At 62.5% G+C, this 15,392-nt stretch carries 16 protein-coding genes, 1 pseudogene and 1 riboswitch; of the genes and pseudogenes, 9 read left to right on the top strand and 8 right to left on the bottom strand.

What is annotated here, in order from left to right; all coding sequences use genetic code 11:
* Positions 1 to 823: 823 nt before the first annotated feature.
* The 6 genes from NKJ28_RS27325 to NKJ28_RS27350 are packed head-to-tail and all read right to left on the bottom strand — an operon-like array spanning position 824 to position 6,013.
* Positions 824 to 1,417 (bottom strand): HupE/UreJ family protein, encoded by a 594-nt coding sequence (locus tag NKJ28_RS27325; protein ID WP_352637687.1) that lies wholly within the window; start codon positions 1,415 to 1,417, stop codon positions 824 to 826.
* A 47-nt stretch (positions 1,418 to 1,464) separates the two neighbouring features.
* The gene (locus NKJ28_RS27330) at positions 1,465 to 2,004 is read right to left on the bottom strand and encodes a hypothetical protein (protein WP_023679463.1); all 540 of its coding nucleotides are present in this window, start codon (positions 2,002 to 2,004) and stop codon (positions 1,465 to 1,467) included.
* Between the two features lie 2 nt (positions 2,005 to 2,006).
* The gene (locus NKJ28_RS27335) at positions 2,007 to 3,215 is read right to left on the bottom strand and encodes an agmatinase family protein (RefSeq protein WP_023679464.1); all 1,209 of its coding nucleotides are present in this window, start codon (positions 3,213 to 3,215) and stop codon (positions 2,007 to 2,009) included.
* 10 nt (positions 3,216 to 3,225) lie between these two features.
* Positions 3,226 to 4,035 carry an ATP-binding cassette domain-containing protein gene (locus NKJ28_RS27340; protein WP_023679465.1) on the bottom strand — a complete coding sequence of 270 codons (810 nt, stop codon included), beginning with the start codon at positions 4,033 to 4,035 and terminating at the stop codon, positions 3,226 to 3,228.
* Positions 4,032 to 4,910, bottom strand: a complete 879-nt coding sequence (locus NKJ28_RS27345) for an ABC transporter permease (protein ID WP_352637699.1) — start codon at positions 4,908 to 4,910, stop codon at positions 4,032 to 4,034. Before NKJ28_RS27345 ends, NKJ28_RS27340 begins: the two co-directional genes overlap by 4 nt.
* A 38-nt stretch (positions 4,911 to 4,948) precedes the next feature.
* A complete protein-coding gene (locus NKJ28_RS27350; protein WP_023679467.1) occupies positions 4,949 to 6,013 on the bottom strand; it encodes a putative urea ABC transporter substrate-binding protein in 1,065 nt (354 codons plus the stop codon).
* A gap of 101 nt (positions 6,014 to 6,114) precedes the next feature.
* Positions 6,115 to 6,230: riboswitch (guanidine-I (ykkC/yxkD leader) on the bottom strand.
* A gap of 381 nt (positions 6,231 to 6,611) precedes the next feature.
* Between NKJ28_RS27350 and NKJ28_RS27355 the strand changes: the two genes are divergently transcribed.
* The 7 genes from NKJ28_RS27355 (at position 6,612) to NKJ28_RS27385 (ending at position 12,131) form a co-directional block, all read left to right on the top strand.
* On the top strand, positions 6,612 to 7,256 hold the full coding sequence (locus NKJ28_RS27355; protein WP_352578215.1) for an NADPH-dependent F420 reductase: 645 nt from the start codon (positions 6,612 to 6,614) through the stop codon (positions 7,254 to 7,256).
* Positions 7,249 to 8,748, top strand: coding sequence for an aldehyde dehydrogenase family protein (locus tag NKJ28_RS27360; protein WP_352637691.1), 1,500 nt, complete (start codon positions 7,249 to 7,251; stop codon positions 8,746 to 8,748). Before NKJ28_RS27355 ends, NKJ28_RS27360 begins: the two co-directional genes overlap by 8 nt.
* Positions 8,745 to 9,515, top strand: coding sequence for a type 1 glutamine amidotransferase domain-containing protein (locus NKJ28_RS27365; protein ID WP_352578217.1), 771 nt, complete (start codon positions 8,745 to 8,747; stop codon positions 9,513 to 9,515). Before NKJ28_RS27360 ends, NKJ28_RS27365 begins: the two co-directional genes overlap by 4 nt.
* 145 nt (positions 9,516 to 9,660) lie before the next feature.
* Positions 9,661 to 10,005, top strand: a complete 345-nt coding sequence (locus NKJ28_RS27370; RefSeq protein ID WP_023679472.1) for a hypothetical protein — start codon at positions 9,661 to 9,663, stop codon at positions 10,003 to 10,005.
* Between the two features lie 75 nt (positions 10,006 to 10,080).
* Positions 10,081 to 10,875: a helix-turn-helix domain-containing protein gene (locus NKJ28_RS27375; RefSeq protein ID WP_352623095.1), complete on the top strand. Its 795-nt coding sequence runs from the start codon at positions 10,081 to 10,083 to the stop codon at positions 10,873 to 10,875.
* A gap of 70 nt (positions 10,876 to 10,945) precedes the next feature.
* Complete coding sequence (locus NKJ28_RS27380) at positions 10,946 to 11,137, top strand: YdeI/OmpD-associated family protein (protein ID WP_031212580.1); 192 nt, start codon at positions 10,946 to 10,948, stop codon at positions 11,135 to 11,137.
* A 184-nt stretch (positions 11,138 to 11,321) separates the two neighbouring features.
* A complete protein-coding gene (locus NKJ28_RS27385; protein ID WP_023679475.1) occupies positions 11,322 to 12,131 on the top strand; it encodes an MBL fold metallo-hydrolase in 810 nt (269 codons plus the stop codon).
* Between the two features lie 161 nt (positions 12,132 to 12,292).
* Here NKJ28_RS27385 and NKJ28_RS27390 read toward each other — a convergent pair whose 3' ends face one another.
* On the bottom strand, positions 12,293 to 13,162 hold the full coding sequence (locus tag NKJ28_RS27390) for a LysR family transcriptional regulator (protein WP_352637694.1): 870 nt from the start codon (positions 13,160 to 13,162) through the stop codon (positions 12,293 to 12,295).
* Between the two features lie 231 nt (positions 13,163 to 13,393).
* Between NKJ28_RS27390 and NKJ28_RS27395 the strand changes: the two genes are divergently transcribed.
* Both NKJ28_RS27395 and NKJ28_RS27400 read left to right on the top strand, forming a co-directional pair.
* Positions 13,394 to 13,549: a YjiS-like domain-containing protein gene (locus NKJ28_RS27395; protein ID WP_156937304.1), complete on the top strand. Its 156-nt coding sequence runs from the start codon at positions 13,394 to 13,396 to the stop codon at positions 13,547 to 13,549.
* Between the two features lie 10 nt (positions 13,550 to 13,559).
* The gene (locus NKJ28_RS27400) at positions 13,560 to 14,543 is read left to right on the top strand and encodes an aldo/keto reductase (RefSeq protein WP_352637696.1); all 984 of its coding nucleotides are present in this window, start codon (positions 13,560 to 13,562) and stop codon (positions 14,541 to 14,543) included.
* A gap of 160 nt (positions 14,544 to 14,703) precedes the next feature.
* Here NKJ28_RS27400 and NKJ28_RS27405 read toward each other — a convergent pair.
* Positions 14,704 to 15,392, bottom strand: a pseudogene (locus tag NKJ28_RS27405) (hypothetical protein); the annotation flags it as partial.

Consider the following 15,392-nt stretch of genomic DNA (forward strand, 5'->3'; position numbering starts at 1 on the left):
AGAACGTTCGGTGTTTTGGCCGACATCGGCGACGGAACCATACGGAACGATACGGGAAGATTTCTGATTTTGGCCCACGAAAAAGTCAATGAAATCAATGCTTTTGATGCATCCTCCGGGCCCACCATTGTTATTATTTATCAATGACTTAGCGGTGTGTTTTGGTTCGGGTAGCCAAGTAATAACTGGCGAACCGCCGTCCATAGCGTTTGATTTTATTGACTTATGGTGGGCCTCCGGAGGCCGCAGATGTGTTGCCAACCGCCGGTGGAGTGTCAGGATCGTTTATCAAGTGCTTGAACGACGCCGGCACGGTGTTCGGAATAGAAATCCGCGCATAGTCCCGTCGCAATCAACCTCGAACTACTGTCTGGATGCTACATCGGCCATCGCCGCCCCCACCCTGCGGCAATCTCCTAGCCCATGCGTGAGAAGCCGAATTCGCGATCGAATGTGTTCGGCGCTTTGACACGCCAGTTCTTCATGACCTCGCCCGGGAGGCCGCCAGCAGCGGTGCCGTCCAAGTCACGCTCGCCGGCGCGGAGTTCACGACGGCGATCATTTGGCGTAGCTGGGAACAGGCCGGCGACGTCAGGCAAGACCGTCCGGCTGCAGCTAGGAAGTTAGTCGCGACCCACGGCGGACCGCTCCGTACGCGCGCGCGGCGTACGGCAAGCTGCTAGCCTCAATCTCCGGATGAGATCAGAGTCGCTCAGACCGGGTCTTCAGGATCTGGTACAGCACGTTTCGGATGCGCTGCCAAACGGTTAGCCGGTTGATCACGCCTTCGCCTCCTGTTCATCGCAGATGAATGGGCTGCGGTTCAGATGATCTGTGCCGCCAGCGCCACGCCGACCAACGACGTGCCGACCCCTGCCGTGCGGATGGCTCGCGGCCAGCGCCGAAGTGTTAGGGCGGCTAACGCGCCGGTCGCGTGAAGAGCCGAAGTAGCGACCACGAAGCCGACCGCATAAGCGATGCCGCTGGCCGTCTCGGGAATTTCGAGGCCATGGGCATTGCCGTGGAAGAGGGCGAAGAGAGCCGTCAGCGAGGCGGCCACAGCGAGCGGAAGCGGCTTGGCAAGCGCCATCATGGCGCCGAAGACCAACAGCGATAGCGTTATGCCGGTTTCCAGTGAGGGCAGGCCGATGCCGGCGATACCGAGCAGGGCGCCAGCGACCATCGCCGAGACAAAGCACGACGGCACGATGATGATCCCCTTGCCGCCGGCGCGAGCGGCAATGATGCCGACAGCCATCATCGCCAATAGATGATCGATGCCGGCCAGCGGGTGCTGAACGCCGTCTACAAACCCGTGGGCATGAAAACCGCCGCTATGGGCGAAGGCCAACGAGGGGATGAGGGTTGTGGGGGCTGCCAGGGCGAGTCTGCCGAAGAATGAAAGCGTTCTGTTCATGGTTCTTGACCTGTTTGATAGAGGTGCGATCGGTTCAAGGCCGGTGCTCATTGTCCGGCCCCTGGCATGGTGAATTGTGCGGCGCCGGACCTGTCGGCCAGAAGCCGCGCCTCGCCGAAGTCGAGGAGTCTTTGTCCCCTGACGTCATGGTAGACGAAGGCCAGGCGGCGCCGGCGCGACGTCAGTTTCGCGGGCAGCGGGTGATAGGTGACGCCGGCGCCACCAATCAGCGGCATGACGGCGCCGACATCGACCATGTCCTGCGTCTCGACGCGCAGAAGATGCAGCCGCACGCCGTCGGCGGTCTCGCCGACGAACGGAATCCCGGCGAGGCGCAGGAAACTGGACGGGTCGGGCGCCCGCGAAAACCCTTCGAGAAACGCGATCTCGACGAGATCGAGATCCGTCGCCCGCGCGTCGGCGGGTTCGGGCGCATGGTCGTGCGGTAGATGCGGTGTCTGCCATTGCAACGGCTTGCCGGCCGGCCCGTTGTGGCCGACGGGGTGGGGATGGTGATGATGACCGTTCGGCCCGTGATGGTGACCGTCGCCATGGTCATGGCTGTGGTGGTGATGATCATCGTGCATGGTCAAAAGCTCGTCGGCTTGTCGATGATGGATTTGTGTTTGCCGAGATTGCCGTGCGCGACCATCGAGCCGAGCGCCTCGACGACAACCCGCACGCCAAACAGCGCCGTGATGTCTGACGTGTCGTAGGGCGGCGACACCTCGACCACTTCCAGTCCGCAGATGCCGGGCGCCGACACTAGCCCGAGCAGCTTCAGTGCCTCGCGCGGCAGGAAGCCACCGGGCTCCGGCCAGCCCGTACCCGGCACGAAACCGCAATCGATGCTGTCGACATCGAAGGAGATGTATACGGCGTCGGTGTCCTTCCATGCGAGCTCAAGCGCGATCTCGGCCGCCTTCTCCAGCCCCATCTGTTCGATATCGGAGATCGTCAGCACGTTGGTGCCGCGCTTTCTCGCCTCGGCCACGCCGTAGCGCGGCACCTGCCAGCCGCCGATACCGAGCTGCACCAGATTGGTGGCCGAGACGTTCGGCAGGTTGGTCGCCCAGTACCAGGGCGTCGTGTGCATACGTTCGTCGAGATCCTTTTCCTGGATGTCGATGTGGCGGTCGAAATGGATGATGCCGATGCGCTTGGAGGTCACGTCGGCGATGCCGCGCACGCACGGAAATCCGATCGAATGGTCGCCGCCCAGCATGATCGGCAGCGCCCCGGACGAGGCGACATGGCTGACGCCCTTGGTGATCTGGTCGAAGCTCTTTTCGAGATTGGCGGGGATGGTGAAGACGTCGCCGGCGTCGCAAAGCGTCATCTGCTCGCGCAGGTCGACACCGAGCTCGTAATTGTAAGGCGTGTAAAGCGCCGAGATGCGGCGCATGCCTTGCGGCCCGAAGCGGGTTCCGGGCCGGTAAGTGGTGCCGCTGTCGAAAGGAATGCCCATGACGGCAGCGTCATATCTGCCGACATCGCGGACGTTCTCGACATAGGGCGCCTTGAGGAAGGTGTTGATGCCGGCGAAATGCGGCAACTCGCCTCGCGCGAATGTCGGGATCGACTTGTCGATGATCGAATCCGATCCGGGCAGGCCCATGTCGAGTGCCCATTTCTGTTCCTTGCGCCAGCCATCCTCGGGCAGCTTTCCTTCCGCCTCGATCGACTTCCAGCCCTGCATGTCGCGGATCTCGAAGTTCGGATGGTGGAAGCGTTGGCGTGGCTGGTGGTCGGTGAGCCCGGCGCGACGATGCCGGCGTTCTGGACTATCTCTGTGCATGAAACCTCCTTCACGACGCCGTCGTCGCGATTGCGCTATCCAGTCGGGTCGTCCCGACCATCGCGGCCACTTCGGCCACGTCTCGTGCGGAAGCCCGGTGCTTGCGGTCGAGCTTCAGATCGTAGGTGATCGTCGCGCCATAGGCGGACGGGAACTGGGGGTCGTGGCGCACCTTGTCGAAGACCAGCACGCGGGTGCCGAGCTTGAATGCCTCGCCGATATCGTGGGTGACCATGACCACGGTCATGCCGTGCTCGGTCCAGAGCTCGGTGAGCAGCTCATGCATCTCGATGCGAATACCGGGATCGAGTGCGCCGAACGGCTCGTCGAGAAGCAGGATCTGCGGCCGGCCGAGCAAGGTCTGCGCGATCGCCAGCCGCTGCTGCATGCCGCCAGAAAGCGTGGCCGGATAGAGATCGCGCGCATGGCCAAGCCCGACCCGTTCCAGCATGGTTTCGGCTTCTTGCCTGGCGCTTTTGCGCCTGGCGCCGAAGACGCGGCCGAACGGTCCGCCCGAACGGAAGTCCTCGACCAGCAGCAAGTTCTGCAGCGCGGTCAGATGCGGAAACACGGAATAGCGCTGGAAGACGATGCCGCGCTGCGGCGTCGGTTCCGGCACGATCGGCTGGTCGCCGACGACGACCACGCCGCCACTTTGCTGTTCCTGGCCAAGCAGGATGCGCAGGAATGTCGATTTTCCACAACCGCTGGCGCCAACCAGCGACAGGAATTCACCCGCTTCGGCGGAGACGTTGACCCGTTCCAGCACGCGGGCGTCGCCGTAGCTCTTCTCCAGCCCATGGACGAGGATCCGGCTCATCTGGCCCGCACCGGATGCGCCCAGGGCGAGATGATGTGAGAGAGCCGCACGAGCAGCCAGTCGGTCATCACCGCAAGCAGCGTGATCCAGGCGACGTAAGGCAGGATGACGTCCATCGATAGGTAGCGACGAACGAGGAAGATGCGGTAGCCGAGCCCCTCGGTGGAGGCGATGGCTTCTGCCGCGATCAGGAACAGCCAGGCCGGCCCAAGCGCCAGCCGTACGCAAGTGATGAGGCGCGGCATGACCTGTGGCAGCACCAGCCTGAGCACCATGGTCCAGCTGTTGCCGCCGAGCGTCTGTGCCTTGGCGACGAGCTCCGGCGGCAATTCCATCACCCGGTTGGCGATGTCGCGCACCATGACCGGTGCGACGCCGAGAGCGATCAAGGTGATCTTGGCCGTTTCGCCGAGGCCGAGCGCAATGAACAGGATCGGCAGCAGCGCCAGTGGCGGGATGACGCAGACAACTGTGACCAAGGGCAGCAGAAAGGCCCTGACGCGCGGGATGAAACCTATGGCGACGCCGAGGCTGAGCGCCACCAGCGTGGCCATGCCGACTCCGGCGAACAGCCTGATCAGGCTGGCATAGGTGTCGGCCCACAGGATCAGGTCGCCGGAGCGCTTGTCCGGCACTGTCGCCAGGTCTGAAAAGGCCGACCACATCTGTGCAGGGGAGGGCAGCAGCTTGTCGCTGGGATTGACCGCCAGCCTTTGCGACGAAGCGAAGAGATAGGCAATCGCCACGGCGGCAAACGGCAGCGTCCCAAGCAGCAACGCTCCGCCGCGCGAGACCGTCGCGTTGATGAGGCGAAGCCGCGCTTTCGGCCTGCTAAGTTGCAGGCGCGCGACTTCGGGGCCTGCTGCGGCCTGCATGATGCCGGTTCCTCTGGCTAGCATGTCGCGCTCCCGCGTCAGAGCGTTCCGCCCGCCGCCTCTGCCATAAAGGCCTGATCGAAGCGCAGCTTGACATTGTTGACGTCGCCCAGCGTCGAGCCGTCGGGGAAGCTCATGCCGATCACGTCGACGCTCGGCGCGTTGGTACCAAGAATGCCGTGGCTGAACAGGAAGTTGCGCACCAGATCCATGGTCTTCGGCAGTTCGGCGCCGTTGGTGAATGCGACCGCCTTGGCCGGCTCGAAGAACATCGCCGTTGATGCAAGCTGAGCGTCGAAACCGGCAAGATCCGTCCCCGACGCCTTGGCCATCTCTTCCTTGGCCGCCTTGCCTTCGGGCGTACCCGACGTCATCAGCGCCATGGCTTCATACCATGCACCGACAAGCGCCTTGCCCAAGGCCGGATTGTCCTTCAGCGTCGCGGTGTTGACGACCATCATGTCGATGATCTCGCCGGGGATCTCAGTCGAATCGAATACCTTGTGGGCGCCCGGCATGGCAGCGATTTCCGAGACCAGCGGATTCCAGGTGACGACGGAGGTGACGTCGCTGGTGCCGTAGGCAGCGACCATGTCGGCATCGGAGGTGTTCACCACCGTAATGTCCTTTTCGGCCAACTCCACCGTCTCCAGCGCGCGCGCAAGTAGGTAATGTGAGACGGAGAGCTCGACGAGATTGACCTTCTGGCCGGCAATATCCTTGAGCGCGGTCTTGTTCTTGAGGATGACCGCGTCGTTGCCGTTGGAGAAATCGCCGACGATCAAGGCCGTCGTGTCGACACCGCCGCCGGCCGGGATCGAAAGCGCATCCATGTTGGTCATCGAACAGCCGTCAAAGCCGCCGGCCGTGTACTGGTTGATGCTCTCGACATAGTCGTTGATGCGGGTGATCTCGACATTGATGCCGTATTTGTCGGCCCACTTCTTCATGATGCCGCTGTCGGAAAGATAGCCCCACGGCATCCAGCCGACATAGATCGACCAGCAAATCTTGAAGTCTTTCTTGGGCGCCGCTTGCGCGGCTGAGATGAAGGGGAGGCTGAGTGATGCGGCTAGGATGATTGTGGCCAGTTTGCGAAACATTACATACCCCTGTTTGCGATCCGGATTGCGTCCGAACGTCTGTTGGGGGGTTCACGGAGCGCGCATCCGGGAGAGGTTCGCGCCAGCAAACCCGTGCAGGGTTCTCCCGGGATTTTGGCCCGCCGTGTTCCGCCAGATGCCTCAATGCATCTCAAGCGGTCGCGTCTCTTGGACCAGCACCGTGATCGACACGGCCGGAACCCTAGACGCTCTGCACATGAATAACGAAGCAAGGGGCGTGCCAGTCCGGAAAGCCGTCCTGAGGCGGCCTTTCCCCGGATTTGCAGGCAATCGCGTTATGCTGATGCCACAAAAGTCATCGCAACGCCGACGGATTAGGCAAGGAAAATCTAGCGTCAACCAATATGAGCAAGCTTGTGCCCTGGGGACCTCCGCTGATCGCACCCTGCTCTATGGTCGCCCACACATACATGCCCAATAGGGACACGTTCGGGAAGGGCGTGAGCGCGCGGCGGATCCGGATGCCAATTGGCGCCGACCCATGTGACGAGTGCGCCCGATCGTGCAAGGGCAATTCGTGAAATAAGCGCGACTGCAATGATGCTAGGCAAGCCCGATCGCGTGTCGGGAGGCAGTTGTGAAAGTTGCGATCATCGGACCAGGCTCGCTCGGGAAGGCCTTGGCGAAATGTCTTGGCCTCGCCGGGCACGAAATTCGCCTCAGCTTCAGTCGTGACGAAGGCAAGTTGCGCGCAATCGCGGCAACCCTCCGTGTTGGCTTCGGTGCCCCTGACGAAGTAGCGAGATGGGCCGACGTAATTGCCCTGGCGACGCCATGGCCGGCTCTCGAGCTGGCGATGGACGCGCTTGGCGATTTGTCGGGCAAGATCGTCTGGGACAATACCAATGCAGTCGCACCTGACCTTTCCACGATGCTGCTAGGCACTACTACGTCTGTAGGCGAGGAGGTTCAGAGGCGCGCGCGGGGCGCCCTTGTCGTCAAGTGCATTCCGACCTTTGCCGAATTGCTTGACAGGGATGATCCGCGTCTCAACGGCGATCCGGTGACGAGCTATGTCGCCGGCAATGACGCAGATGCCAAGGCGGCGGTTTGCCGGCTTCTCGCCGATCTGCCGACAATACCGGTCGATGTCGGCGATCTCACGGCCTCGCGCCTGATCGAGCCGATGATGCTGCTATTGGTCCAGCTCGCCTATCGGCGCGGGATGGGGCCGACAATTTCCTTCAATCTCATTCGACAGGACGGACGGACTCATGACTGATTATCTACCCGCGCGGCGCAAGGCGATTCCAGTAGGACGTCTGCTGATCGATGGCCAATGGCGCGATGCCGTCAGTGGCGAGACTTCGACGACTTTTGATCCGACCACGGAGGCGGCGATCACCGATATTGCGAAGGCGGACGTCACCGACACGAGCGATGCCGTCGCGGCCGCGCAGCGGGCTTTCGAGCAAGGACCCTGGGCGCGGATGCATCATGAGGAGCGCGCCAAGATCCTGTTTCGCATCGCCGATCTAATGGACGAGCGGGCCGAGGATTTCGCGGTGCGCGAGGCGATGGATATGGGTATGCCCTATCGCGATTTCCGCGATATCATCATGCCGCACTGCTCAGGACTGTTCCGCTTTCATGGCGGGCTCGCCATGAGCGCGATGGACGGCGCCTATCGTACCAGCTACGAACCAAATATCAGGATCCTGACGCGGCGCGAGCCGCTCGGTGTGATCGCTGCGATCACCCCGTTCAATTTTCCCCTCGCGCTGTCCTGTTCGAAAATCGCGCCGGCACTCGCGGCGGGTAACACGGTCGTTCACAAGCCTGCGACCGACACGCCCCTGACGGCCCTCGCCTTGGCGCAAGTGATCCTCGACGCGGGCGTGCCGCCAGGCGTCTACAATCTCGTCACCGGCCCGGGCGGCACCATCGGCGACGCGTTGGTCAACGATGCCCGCGTCGGCAAGATCGCCTTTACCGGGTCGACCACCGTCGGCCAGGGCATCATGCGCAACGGTGCCGGGACGATGAAACACCTGACCATGGAGCTCGGCGGCAAGAGTCCCAATATCGTTTTCGCCGATGCCGATATCGATGTCGCGATACAGGCAGCCTTCTGGGGCATCTTCTGGAACAAGGGCGAAGTCTGCGTCGCCGGATCGCGCCTGCTGGTTGAACGCGCCTGCTATGACGAGGTCGTCGAGAAGCTGAGCGCCATGGCGAAGTCGGCGACGCTCGGCGATCCGCTGGACCCTGCGACGATGATCGGGCCGATCGCATCGCGGGGCGAGTATGACAAGGTCTTGAGCTATGTCGAAGAGGGCAAGCGCACCGCGCGACTGGCCGCGGGCGGCGGCACCCGCCAGGTCAACGGCAAGGGCCTCTTCATCGAGCCGACCATCTTCGCCGATGCGACCAACGACCTAAGGATATCGCGCGAAGAGATTTTCGGCCCTGTCCTGCCGGTGATTCCATTCGACAGCGAGGAGGACGCGATCCGGATCGCCAACGATACGAGCTACGGGCTCGCCTCGGGCATCCAGACCAGCGATCTCGGCCGCGCCTTGCGGCTCGCCGACCGGATCAAGGCAGGCACGGTCTGGCTGAACTGCTGGCACAAGTACCATCCTAATGCGCCGTTCGGAGGTTTCAAGATGAGCGGCTATGGCCGCGAGCAGGGCCGCGAGGCGTGGGAAAGCTACACCCAATACAAGACGATTTGGGCGAATCTTGGCGAACCAGTCGAGATGGCGCGATGAGCGTGCGCGATTCCAACCCACTCGACCCGCGGCATCCTAAACGCGTCGCGATGGTCCTTTCAAACCCGGCTGTGTCAACCACCACAGGCTGGCCGGTCGGGTTTTGGTGGAGCGAGTTAACTCATCCCTGGCTCGCCTTCACCGAGCGCGGATATGGAGTCGCGATCTTCTCGCCTGAGGGCGGCAAATGCGAGGCGGATGCGTTGAGCGACCCGCGCGATCCGTCCGGCTATTCGGATACGGATCTGATCTCGCTCGGTTTCCTGTCGACGCCGAAACTGGCGGCGCTGGTGGAGACGACCCGGCCCATCGCAGAGCTGTCGGTCGACGCGTTCGACGCTATCGTCGTCGCTGGCGGCCAAGCGCCGATGTTCACCTTCGAAGGCGCAACTGAGTTGCAGCGGCTGTTCATCAACTTTTTCGCGGCCGGCAAGGTCGCGGCCGCCTTGTGTCATGGCGTCGCGCTGCTGCGCTACGCTCGCCTCTCAACCGGCGAGCTGCTGGCCAAAGGGCGCACTGTTACGGGTTTCGCCAATGTCGAGGAAGACTTCGCCGACAATGCCGTCTGGGAGATGGGCGCGCTGCCACACGGTACGCATCTGATGCCATGGCGGATCGAGGATGAGATGCGTGCGCTCGGCGCGAATTATGTTCAGGCCGGGCTGTGGCGCGATTTTGCCGTGCGCGACGGCAATTTGATCACCGGCCAGCAGAACTTCTCCGGAGCGGCGACCGCCCGTCTTGTCATCGAGGCGCTCGGTGGCTGAGGACCAAAGACCGCTCCTGTCGGTGAAGTTCGGGAGACAAACTCGCCGTCAGGGCGGGCGATGCCAAACGACATCGGCCCAATAGGATCCGGGTCCGTCCAAGAACTCCACCTCAAACAACCACTATCAGCAGCGAGGATGAACCATGGCCGTAGTGACGACACTTGATATTGCCGGCCTGACGGCCGAAGATTATAGCCGCATCCTCGATCGGATCGGCGTGGAGAAACGGCCCGCTGGCGGCATCTACCAGCACATCGCGCATGCCACAGACGATGGTTATCGCATCATCGAGATATGGGACGACAAGGCAGGCCTGGAGCTCTTCTTGCAGGACACATTGTTTCCCGCCGCACAGGAACTGCAAGTTCAGCGTGAAATGACCATTATGACCCAGACACTGCACAACATCTTTGTGCCCCGGATTGGTGAACTGACTGCCCTGGCAAATGATGCGCCTGGTGGACCAGTCAAACGGGCAAAAGTGTAGGCATCAAGGATCGAGGATGCGGCGATCGATCATCGAAGTCCTGGAGGAACTTGCGTCCGGACGCCCGGTACAACGATGGTGACCGCGGCAAGTGCAAAGAGGTTGTTCTTTCCTGCCGGCGACTATCGCCATGCGCCGGCCGGAGTCGTTCAGCTGCGTGTGATTCGCAGCGGTTCATCCTATGCAGAGATCGATCTTGGCCGCGGGCTGCGGCGCGTCTTCACCCGCCCCGGCGACCTGCTGCTCAGTCTTCCCGAGCGTGCCACGCGGTTCAAGATCGAGGAGCCGCGAGAGCTGACGATGATCACCGTTGACTCCGCGCTGGCGTCAAGGCTCCTGGTATCCGCAGGCGGGACCCCCGAGGACCTGGCAATCCTGACCGATCGACCGATACGCGATTCGCTGGTGGCCGAGTTGTGCCGACGCCTCGAAGGCGACCCGCCAGCCAACCCGATCGTCCGCGAATGGACGCTGGGCCTGGTTTTCGCGAACCTGCTCCGTCTCGGGCATGCACGCCAGCGGCAGCAGAAGTCTCCGGTCCTAACCTCGCAGCGGTTCGACCGGGTCCTCGCTGCGATTGACGGCGATCTGGAAAAGGGGGTGTCGATCGACCATCTTGCCGGAATCGCGGGAATACCACGACGCGCCTTCACCGCCGCCTTTCGCGAGGCGACGCAATTGCCGGTACATCAATTCATTTTACGCCGCCGCGTTGATCGCGCGGTCGAGCTTTTGGAAAATAGCGATCTGCCGCTGGCCGAGATTGCTCAGCACGCGGGTTTCACTCACCAGGCCCATATGAATCGCGTCGTGACCCGATTGAAAGGGCTGTCGCCAGGCCGGCTGCGGTCTCGCAGGCGCGACGGCTGACTTGTGATCTATTCCAGCATCAGGATTCGAATGGCGGAGATGTGAGTTGCTGAAACGTCCGTTGGCTAAGATGCCCGACAGTTTGCGTGCAGAGCTCGAGGCCGCAAATCTGATGACTGCTTTCGAGCAACGGCCTCCCTATCAGCGCAATGATTACTTGCATTGGATCGAGCGCGCCCGTCACCCGGAAACACGCCGAAAGCGCATAAATCAGATGATTGACGAGCTTACGAAGGGAGGAATCTACATGGGAATGCAATAAGAGCTGGCATCGCCGCGAAGCTAGCAGATCCCTCAACGATCATCTTCCGATCCGTGGCCTATCGAGATCGGGTGCTTTCCGCATTGATCTTCATCGGTTTCCCCACGCTTTTGCGCAGATTATGCAGGGAGCCAATAGTGACAATCGAACCTATCCTCCATTTTCGTTTGCGGCAGGTGGCCATATGATCGTGACATCGCAAACCAATAACGTGCTCGGCAGCACGTCAGGGAGGTGGCGCGTCTGGTCGCTCTCGGACGGTTACATCGAGATGCCGGCGGACCTTCTGCGGGACCCGCAGGATAATCCGGTGCCGCAAGCTGCGTTGGCAGGGGCGCTTCGCCTGTCTGTCAATTGCTTCGCGCTCGCAGGTCCAGGCGTTGACGGCGTTCTGATCGACAGCGGAGGAGGGGGCTGGGCTCCGACAGTGGGGCGTCTTGAGCAGGCCATGGCGGAAGCCAAGATCGACCCGGCTTCGATCACGGTCTTGGCGCTCACCCACGCCCATCAGGATCATGTGCACGGACTTTTGACCCCCGACGGCCGAGTGCTCTTTCCAAACTTGAAGGCGATCGCTATTCCCGAGGCGGCTGTGGGGAGCTTTTTCGCTTACGCGCACCTTGCGCAGTTCCGGCCCCTGCTGAAGCCTGTCCAGAATGGCGACCAGGTGGGTGAGCGATTGAGGGCGGTCGCCCTGCCCGGTCATGCTGCCGGTCATACCGGCTACGCGTTCGACTCGGACGAGGACCGTTTCCTATTCTTCGGGGACGTCGTTCATGTGCCGGCCTTGCAGTTCGGCAATCCCGCGTTCAGTTGGGGCTATGACGACGATCAGCTGACCGCGCGCGCAACCCGCCTAAAGGTTTTCAGTGACGCGGCCGAGGCGGGGACGTGGATCGCCGGCGCGCACCTTGGCTGGCCGGGCATCGGCCGCGTGCTGCGTAAGGGCGAAGCATACGGCTATGAGCCGGCAGGAGGACGAGTGACCGGATAGGCGGCCCGGTGCTGATCGGTTTATACCGCTCTCTTCGCCCAAGGCAAGGATCTCGACGAGCAGCGCGTCGCACTCCGGCGTCCTCAACGGCGGCGCTACCATCGTCCGGCCCACCAAAATATCTGATTTTGATCCACTGGCGGCCGATCGATGCCTGAGGCTTACCGGATCGGCGTCTCGCCGCGAAACAGCGGCTGGTGCGCCCGCATCAAGGCGGCCATCCGGTCGGCGACTTTCCGTACCGGCGGGGAATGACGTTCCTCGTGATGGGTGACGATCCATTGGTCGGTTTCAAGTTCGGGGATAGGCTGAGCAACGCGAACCAGCCGCGGATCGCCGTCACCGACGAAGCACGGAAAGACCGAAAGGCCGGCGCCGGCGGCCACCAGTTCGCGCACCGAATGGGTGTTGTTGCCGCGTACGGCGATGCGGTCGCCGTGATGGGCTTGCAGCCAGCGCGCCGAGGCAATGTTTGCGCCTTCGCCGGTGACGCCGACGAACAATCCGGCGGCGATGCCGTTGATCAGGTGACGTCCGGAATAAATGGCGTGGGCGACCTTGCCGCTCTGACGGCCGGCCAGCCACTGCTCGGTCGGGCGCTCGCTGCGGATGCCGATGTCGGCGGCACGGCGGCCGATGTCGACCCGGTCGGTGGTGGTGACAAGCTCTACCCTTATGCCGTCATCGACCGTCCAGATCTCGCCGATATGAGCGGAAACGAAGGCCGAGGTCCATGGCCCGGCCGAGACGCGGACAATGCGGTCGGGCAGGTTTCCCTCGCGCCAGCGGGTCAGCGACTGCATTGCCGCCTCGACGTCTTCGGCGCGCCGCAGCAGTTCCTCGCCGACCGGGGTCAGCCGGTAGCCGGTCTGCTGGCGCACGAATAGAGGTTCGCCGATCTGCTTTTCGAGCGCGGTGACGCGTCGTCCAAGGGTGGCTGCGCTGCGGCGCGTGGTTCCCGTCGCTGCGCTCAAGCCACCCAGCCGCGCAACGTCGAGAAACAACCTCAGATCGTCCCAGCCGATATCCATTTTGCAGAAATGAAAAACTCCTTGCGACCGTGGCTGTAGCGCAAAGCGGGCATCGTGCGCAAGTATGCAGGCATTGGAGGCGTTGGACAATCCTGCCTGGCGGGACAGAGACAAGCGCCTCGGCCGGCCAAGAAGCGAGCGCAGCCCTTTCGATCGCGCATGCGATTCGCGCAGAGGCTTTGCGCTTTCGACCAACCCAGGCGGGCATTCTGCGTGCCAAAGGAGACGATCATGTTGGATGAACTTCGATACCGTTTCGCCCGCTGGATTGCCTATCGCCAGACGCTTGCGAGCTTGAGGCAGGCCCGGGACAGCACACTGGCGGATGCCGGCATTTCTCGCGAAGAGATCCGCGAGCGTGCCCGCCACGCCAGCTTGCGTCGTTGAGGAGCCGGGCATGCAGATGATGATGCTTTGGGGTGGCCGCTCGGTACCGCGCATCGGCATCGGCACCTGGGCGGCGGGTGGCCCCGCGCGTTGGCGTGACACGGCGACAATCTATGGCGAGGTCGACGATATCAGGTCGCAAGCCGCGCTGGCGATGGCTTATGAGATCGGCGCGCGGGTGTTCGACACGGCTGCCGCCTACGGCGCCGGCAATGCCGAACTGATCCTCGGGCGGGCGTTGAGGGGTAAGGACGAAGCCGTCATCGTCACCAAGGTCGGCTATTTCGGCGATCCCGAAACGCGTAAGATCGCACCCGAGGATGCCTCTGCTGCGGCAATCCGGACATCGATCGACAATTCGCGGCAGCGCCTGCAGCGGGATTGTATCGACGTCGTGCTGCTACATATCAACGAGTATCCGATCGAGCGCGCCGGCGAGGTGTTCGATACGCTCGGCCTGTTGCGCCAGGAGGGCAAGATCGGCGGCTTCGGCTGGAGCACCGATCACCGCGAACGGCTTGCCGCCTACGCGCCGCGCGAGGGGTTCGTCGCCGTAGAGAACGACTTCAATGTGTTTACCCCGGCGAACGAGCTGATGGCCGTTGCGGCGCGCGAGAACCTCGTCTCGTTCAGCCGGCTGCCGCTGGCAATGGGGCTGCTCACCGGCAAATACACGCCGGCCATGCGGCTGCCCACCAACGATGTGCGCGGCGGGAATGCCGAATGGATGGTGTTTTTCAGGGATGGCGCCGCCAACCCGCACTATCTGTCAAGGCTCTCGGCAATCCGCGACCTGCTCACCTCGGGCGGACGCACGCTTGCGCAAGGCGCGCTCGGCTGGATACTCGCCAAGTCGGCAATCGCCCTGCCGGTTCCCGGCTTCACGCGGCCCGAGCAGGTCGAGGACAATCTCGGTGCGCTGGAGAAAGGGCCGCTGCCGGCAGCGGTGATGGCCGAGATCGACGCAGTGCTGAAAATTGCCGAGACTGCGTAGGGTGTGGTGAATCCGGAATTCGCATTGGCGATAATGCGACCAACTTCGATCTCTCTGATGTCTGCCGATATCGCATTTTTCTTAGTCAAGCTTCCGTGGCGCAATTGAACACGGACGGAGCGGCGGACACGCTCGAGTTGAAGGTCCGCCGCTCCGGTTTTCAGATCAAAGAGTGATGCTGCAACGGGAGATGGGTAGCGAGCTGCGCTTGAGCTGCGCTGCCGACCGCGTCGCTGTCGAGAGAGAGCGACCCGGTTGAGCTGTCAAAGATGATGTGGTGGGAACCATCATCGGCAGCCGTACCAGCAGGGGACGTATGCAATGAAAGCCCGCCCGACTTAAGCTCGGTAAGAGCGGCTTGATCGAGGTGGAGCTTGTCCTGAAGCTTGCTGAAGTCGAAGGCATCGTTGTTGCCTCCGTGGCCAGACATGATCTCGGCGGCGGCGCCGTTTTTTGCCTGGGCGCCGACACTTTCATCGGGCTGGACGGTTTGCGCGAACCCGTGGCGGATCAGGCTGGTTGCCGTCTTGTCGGATGGATCGTTGGTCGGGAGAAGTTCCGAGCCAGCCGAAAGAGAATGGCTCAACGAGGCCAATATGCGGTCAACGCTGCTGCCCTCGCTTACCTTGTCGCCGGCATTATCGTGGGTGGTGTCAGTCGAACTGCCATCACTGGCGAGGAGGTGAGAAAGCGCGGTCTTGTCATGACTGCCATCGCTGGTGGTGGCACCGGAGGCGGCGGTAGCAGTCGAACTGCCGTCGCTAGCGAGGAGGGGCGACAGCGCGGTCTTGCCATGACTGCCATCGCTGGTGGTAGCGCCGGAGGCGGCGGTAGTAGTCGAACTGCCGT

The organism is Mesorhizobium sp. M0145, assembly GCF_040322355.1.
GTDB lineage: Bacteria > Pseudomonadota > Alphaproteobacteria > Rhizobiales > Rhizobiaceae > Mesorhizobium.

Coding starts and splice junctions, on each gene's coding strand:
- NKJ28_RS27325 (WP_352637687.1), bottom strand. CDS start 1,417: ATGAACAGAACGCTTTCATTCTTCGGCAGACTCGCCCTGGCAGCCCCC.
- NKJ28_RS27330 (WP_023679463.1), bottom strand. CDS start 2,004: ATGCACGATGATCATCACCACCACAGCCATGACCATGGCGACGGTCAC.
- NKJ28_RS27335 (WP_023679464.1), bottom strand. CDS start 3,215: ATGCACAGAGATAGTCCAGAACGCCGGCATCGTCGCGCCGGGCTCACC.
- NKJ28_RS27340 (WP_023679465.1), bottom strand. CDS start 4,035: ATGAGCCGGATCCTCGTCCATGGGCTGGAGAAGAGCTACGGCGACGCC.
- NKJ28_RS27345 (WP_352637699.1), bottom strand. CDS start 4,910: ATGCAGGCCGCAGCAGGCCCCGAAGTCGCGCGCCTGCAACTTAGCAGG.
- NKJ28_RS27350 (WP_023679467.1), bottom strand. CDS start 6,013: ATGTTTCGCAAACTGGCCACAATCATCCTAGCCGCATCACTCAGCCTC.
- NKJ28_RS27360 (WP_352637691.1), top strand. CDS start 7,249: ATGACTGATTATCTACCCGCGCGGCGCAAGGCGATTCCAGTAGGACGT.
- NKJ28_RS27365 (WP_352578217.1), top strand. CDS start 8,745: ATGAGCGTGCGCGATTCCAACCCACTCGACCCGCGGCATCCTAAACGC.
- NKJ28_RS27370 (WP_023679472.1), top strand. CDS start 9,661: ATGGCCGTAGTGACGACACTTGATATTGCCGGCCTGACGGCCGAAGAT.
- NKJ28_RS27375 (WP_352623095.1), top strand. CDS start 10,081: ATGGTGACCGCGGCAAGTGCAAAGAGGTTGTTCTTTCCTGCCGGCGAC.
- NKJ28_RS27380 (WP_031212580.1), top strand. CDS start 10,946: ATGCCCGACAGTTTGCGTGCAGAGCTCGAGGCCGCAAATCTGATGACT.
- NKJ28_RS27385 (WP_023679475.1), top strand. CDS start 11,322: ATGATCGTGACATCGCAAACCAATAACGTGCTCGGCAGCACGTCAGGG.
- NKJ28_RS27390 (WP_352637694.1), bottom strand. CDS start 13,162: ATGGATATCGGCTGGGACGATCTGAGGTTGTTTCTCGACGTTGCGCGG.
- NKJ28_RS27395 (WP_156937304.1), top strand. CDS start 13,394: ATGTTGGATGAACTTCGATACCGTTTCGCCCGCTGGATTGCCTATCGC.
- NKJ28_RS27400 (WP_352637696.1), top strand. CDS start 13,560: ATGCAGATGATGATGCTTTGGGGTGGCCGCTCGGTACCGCGCATCGGC.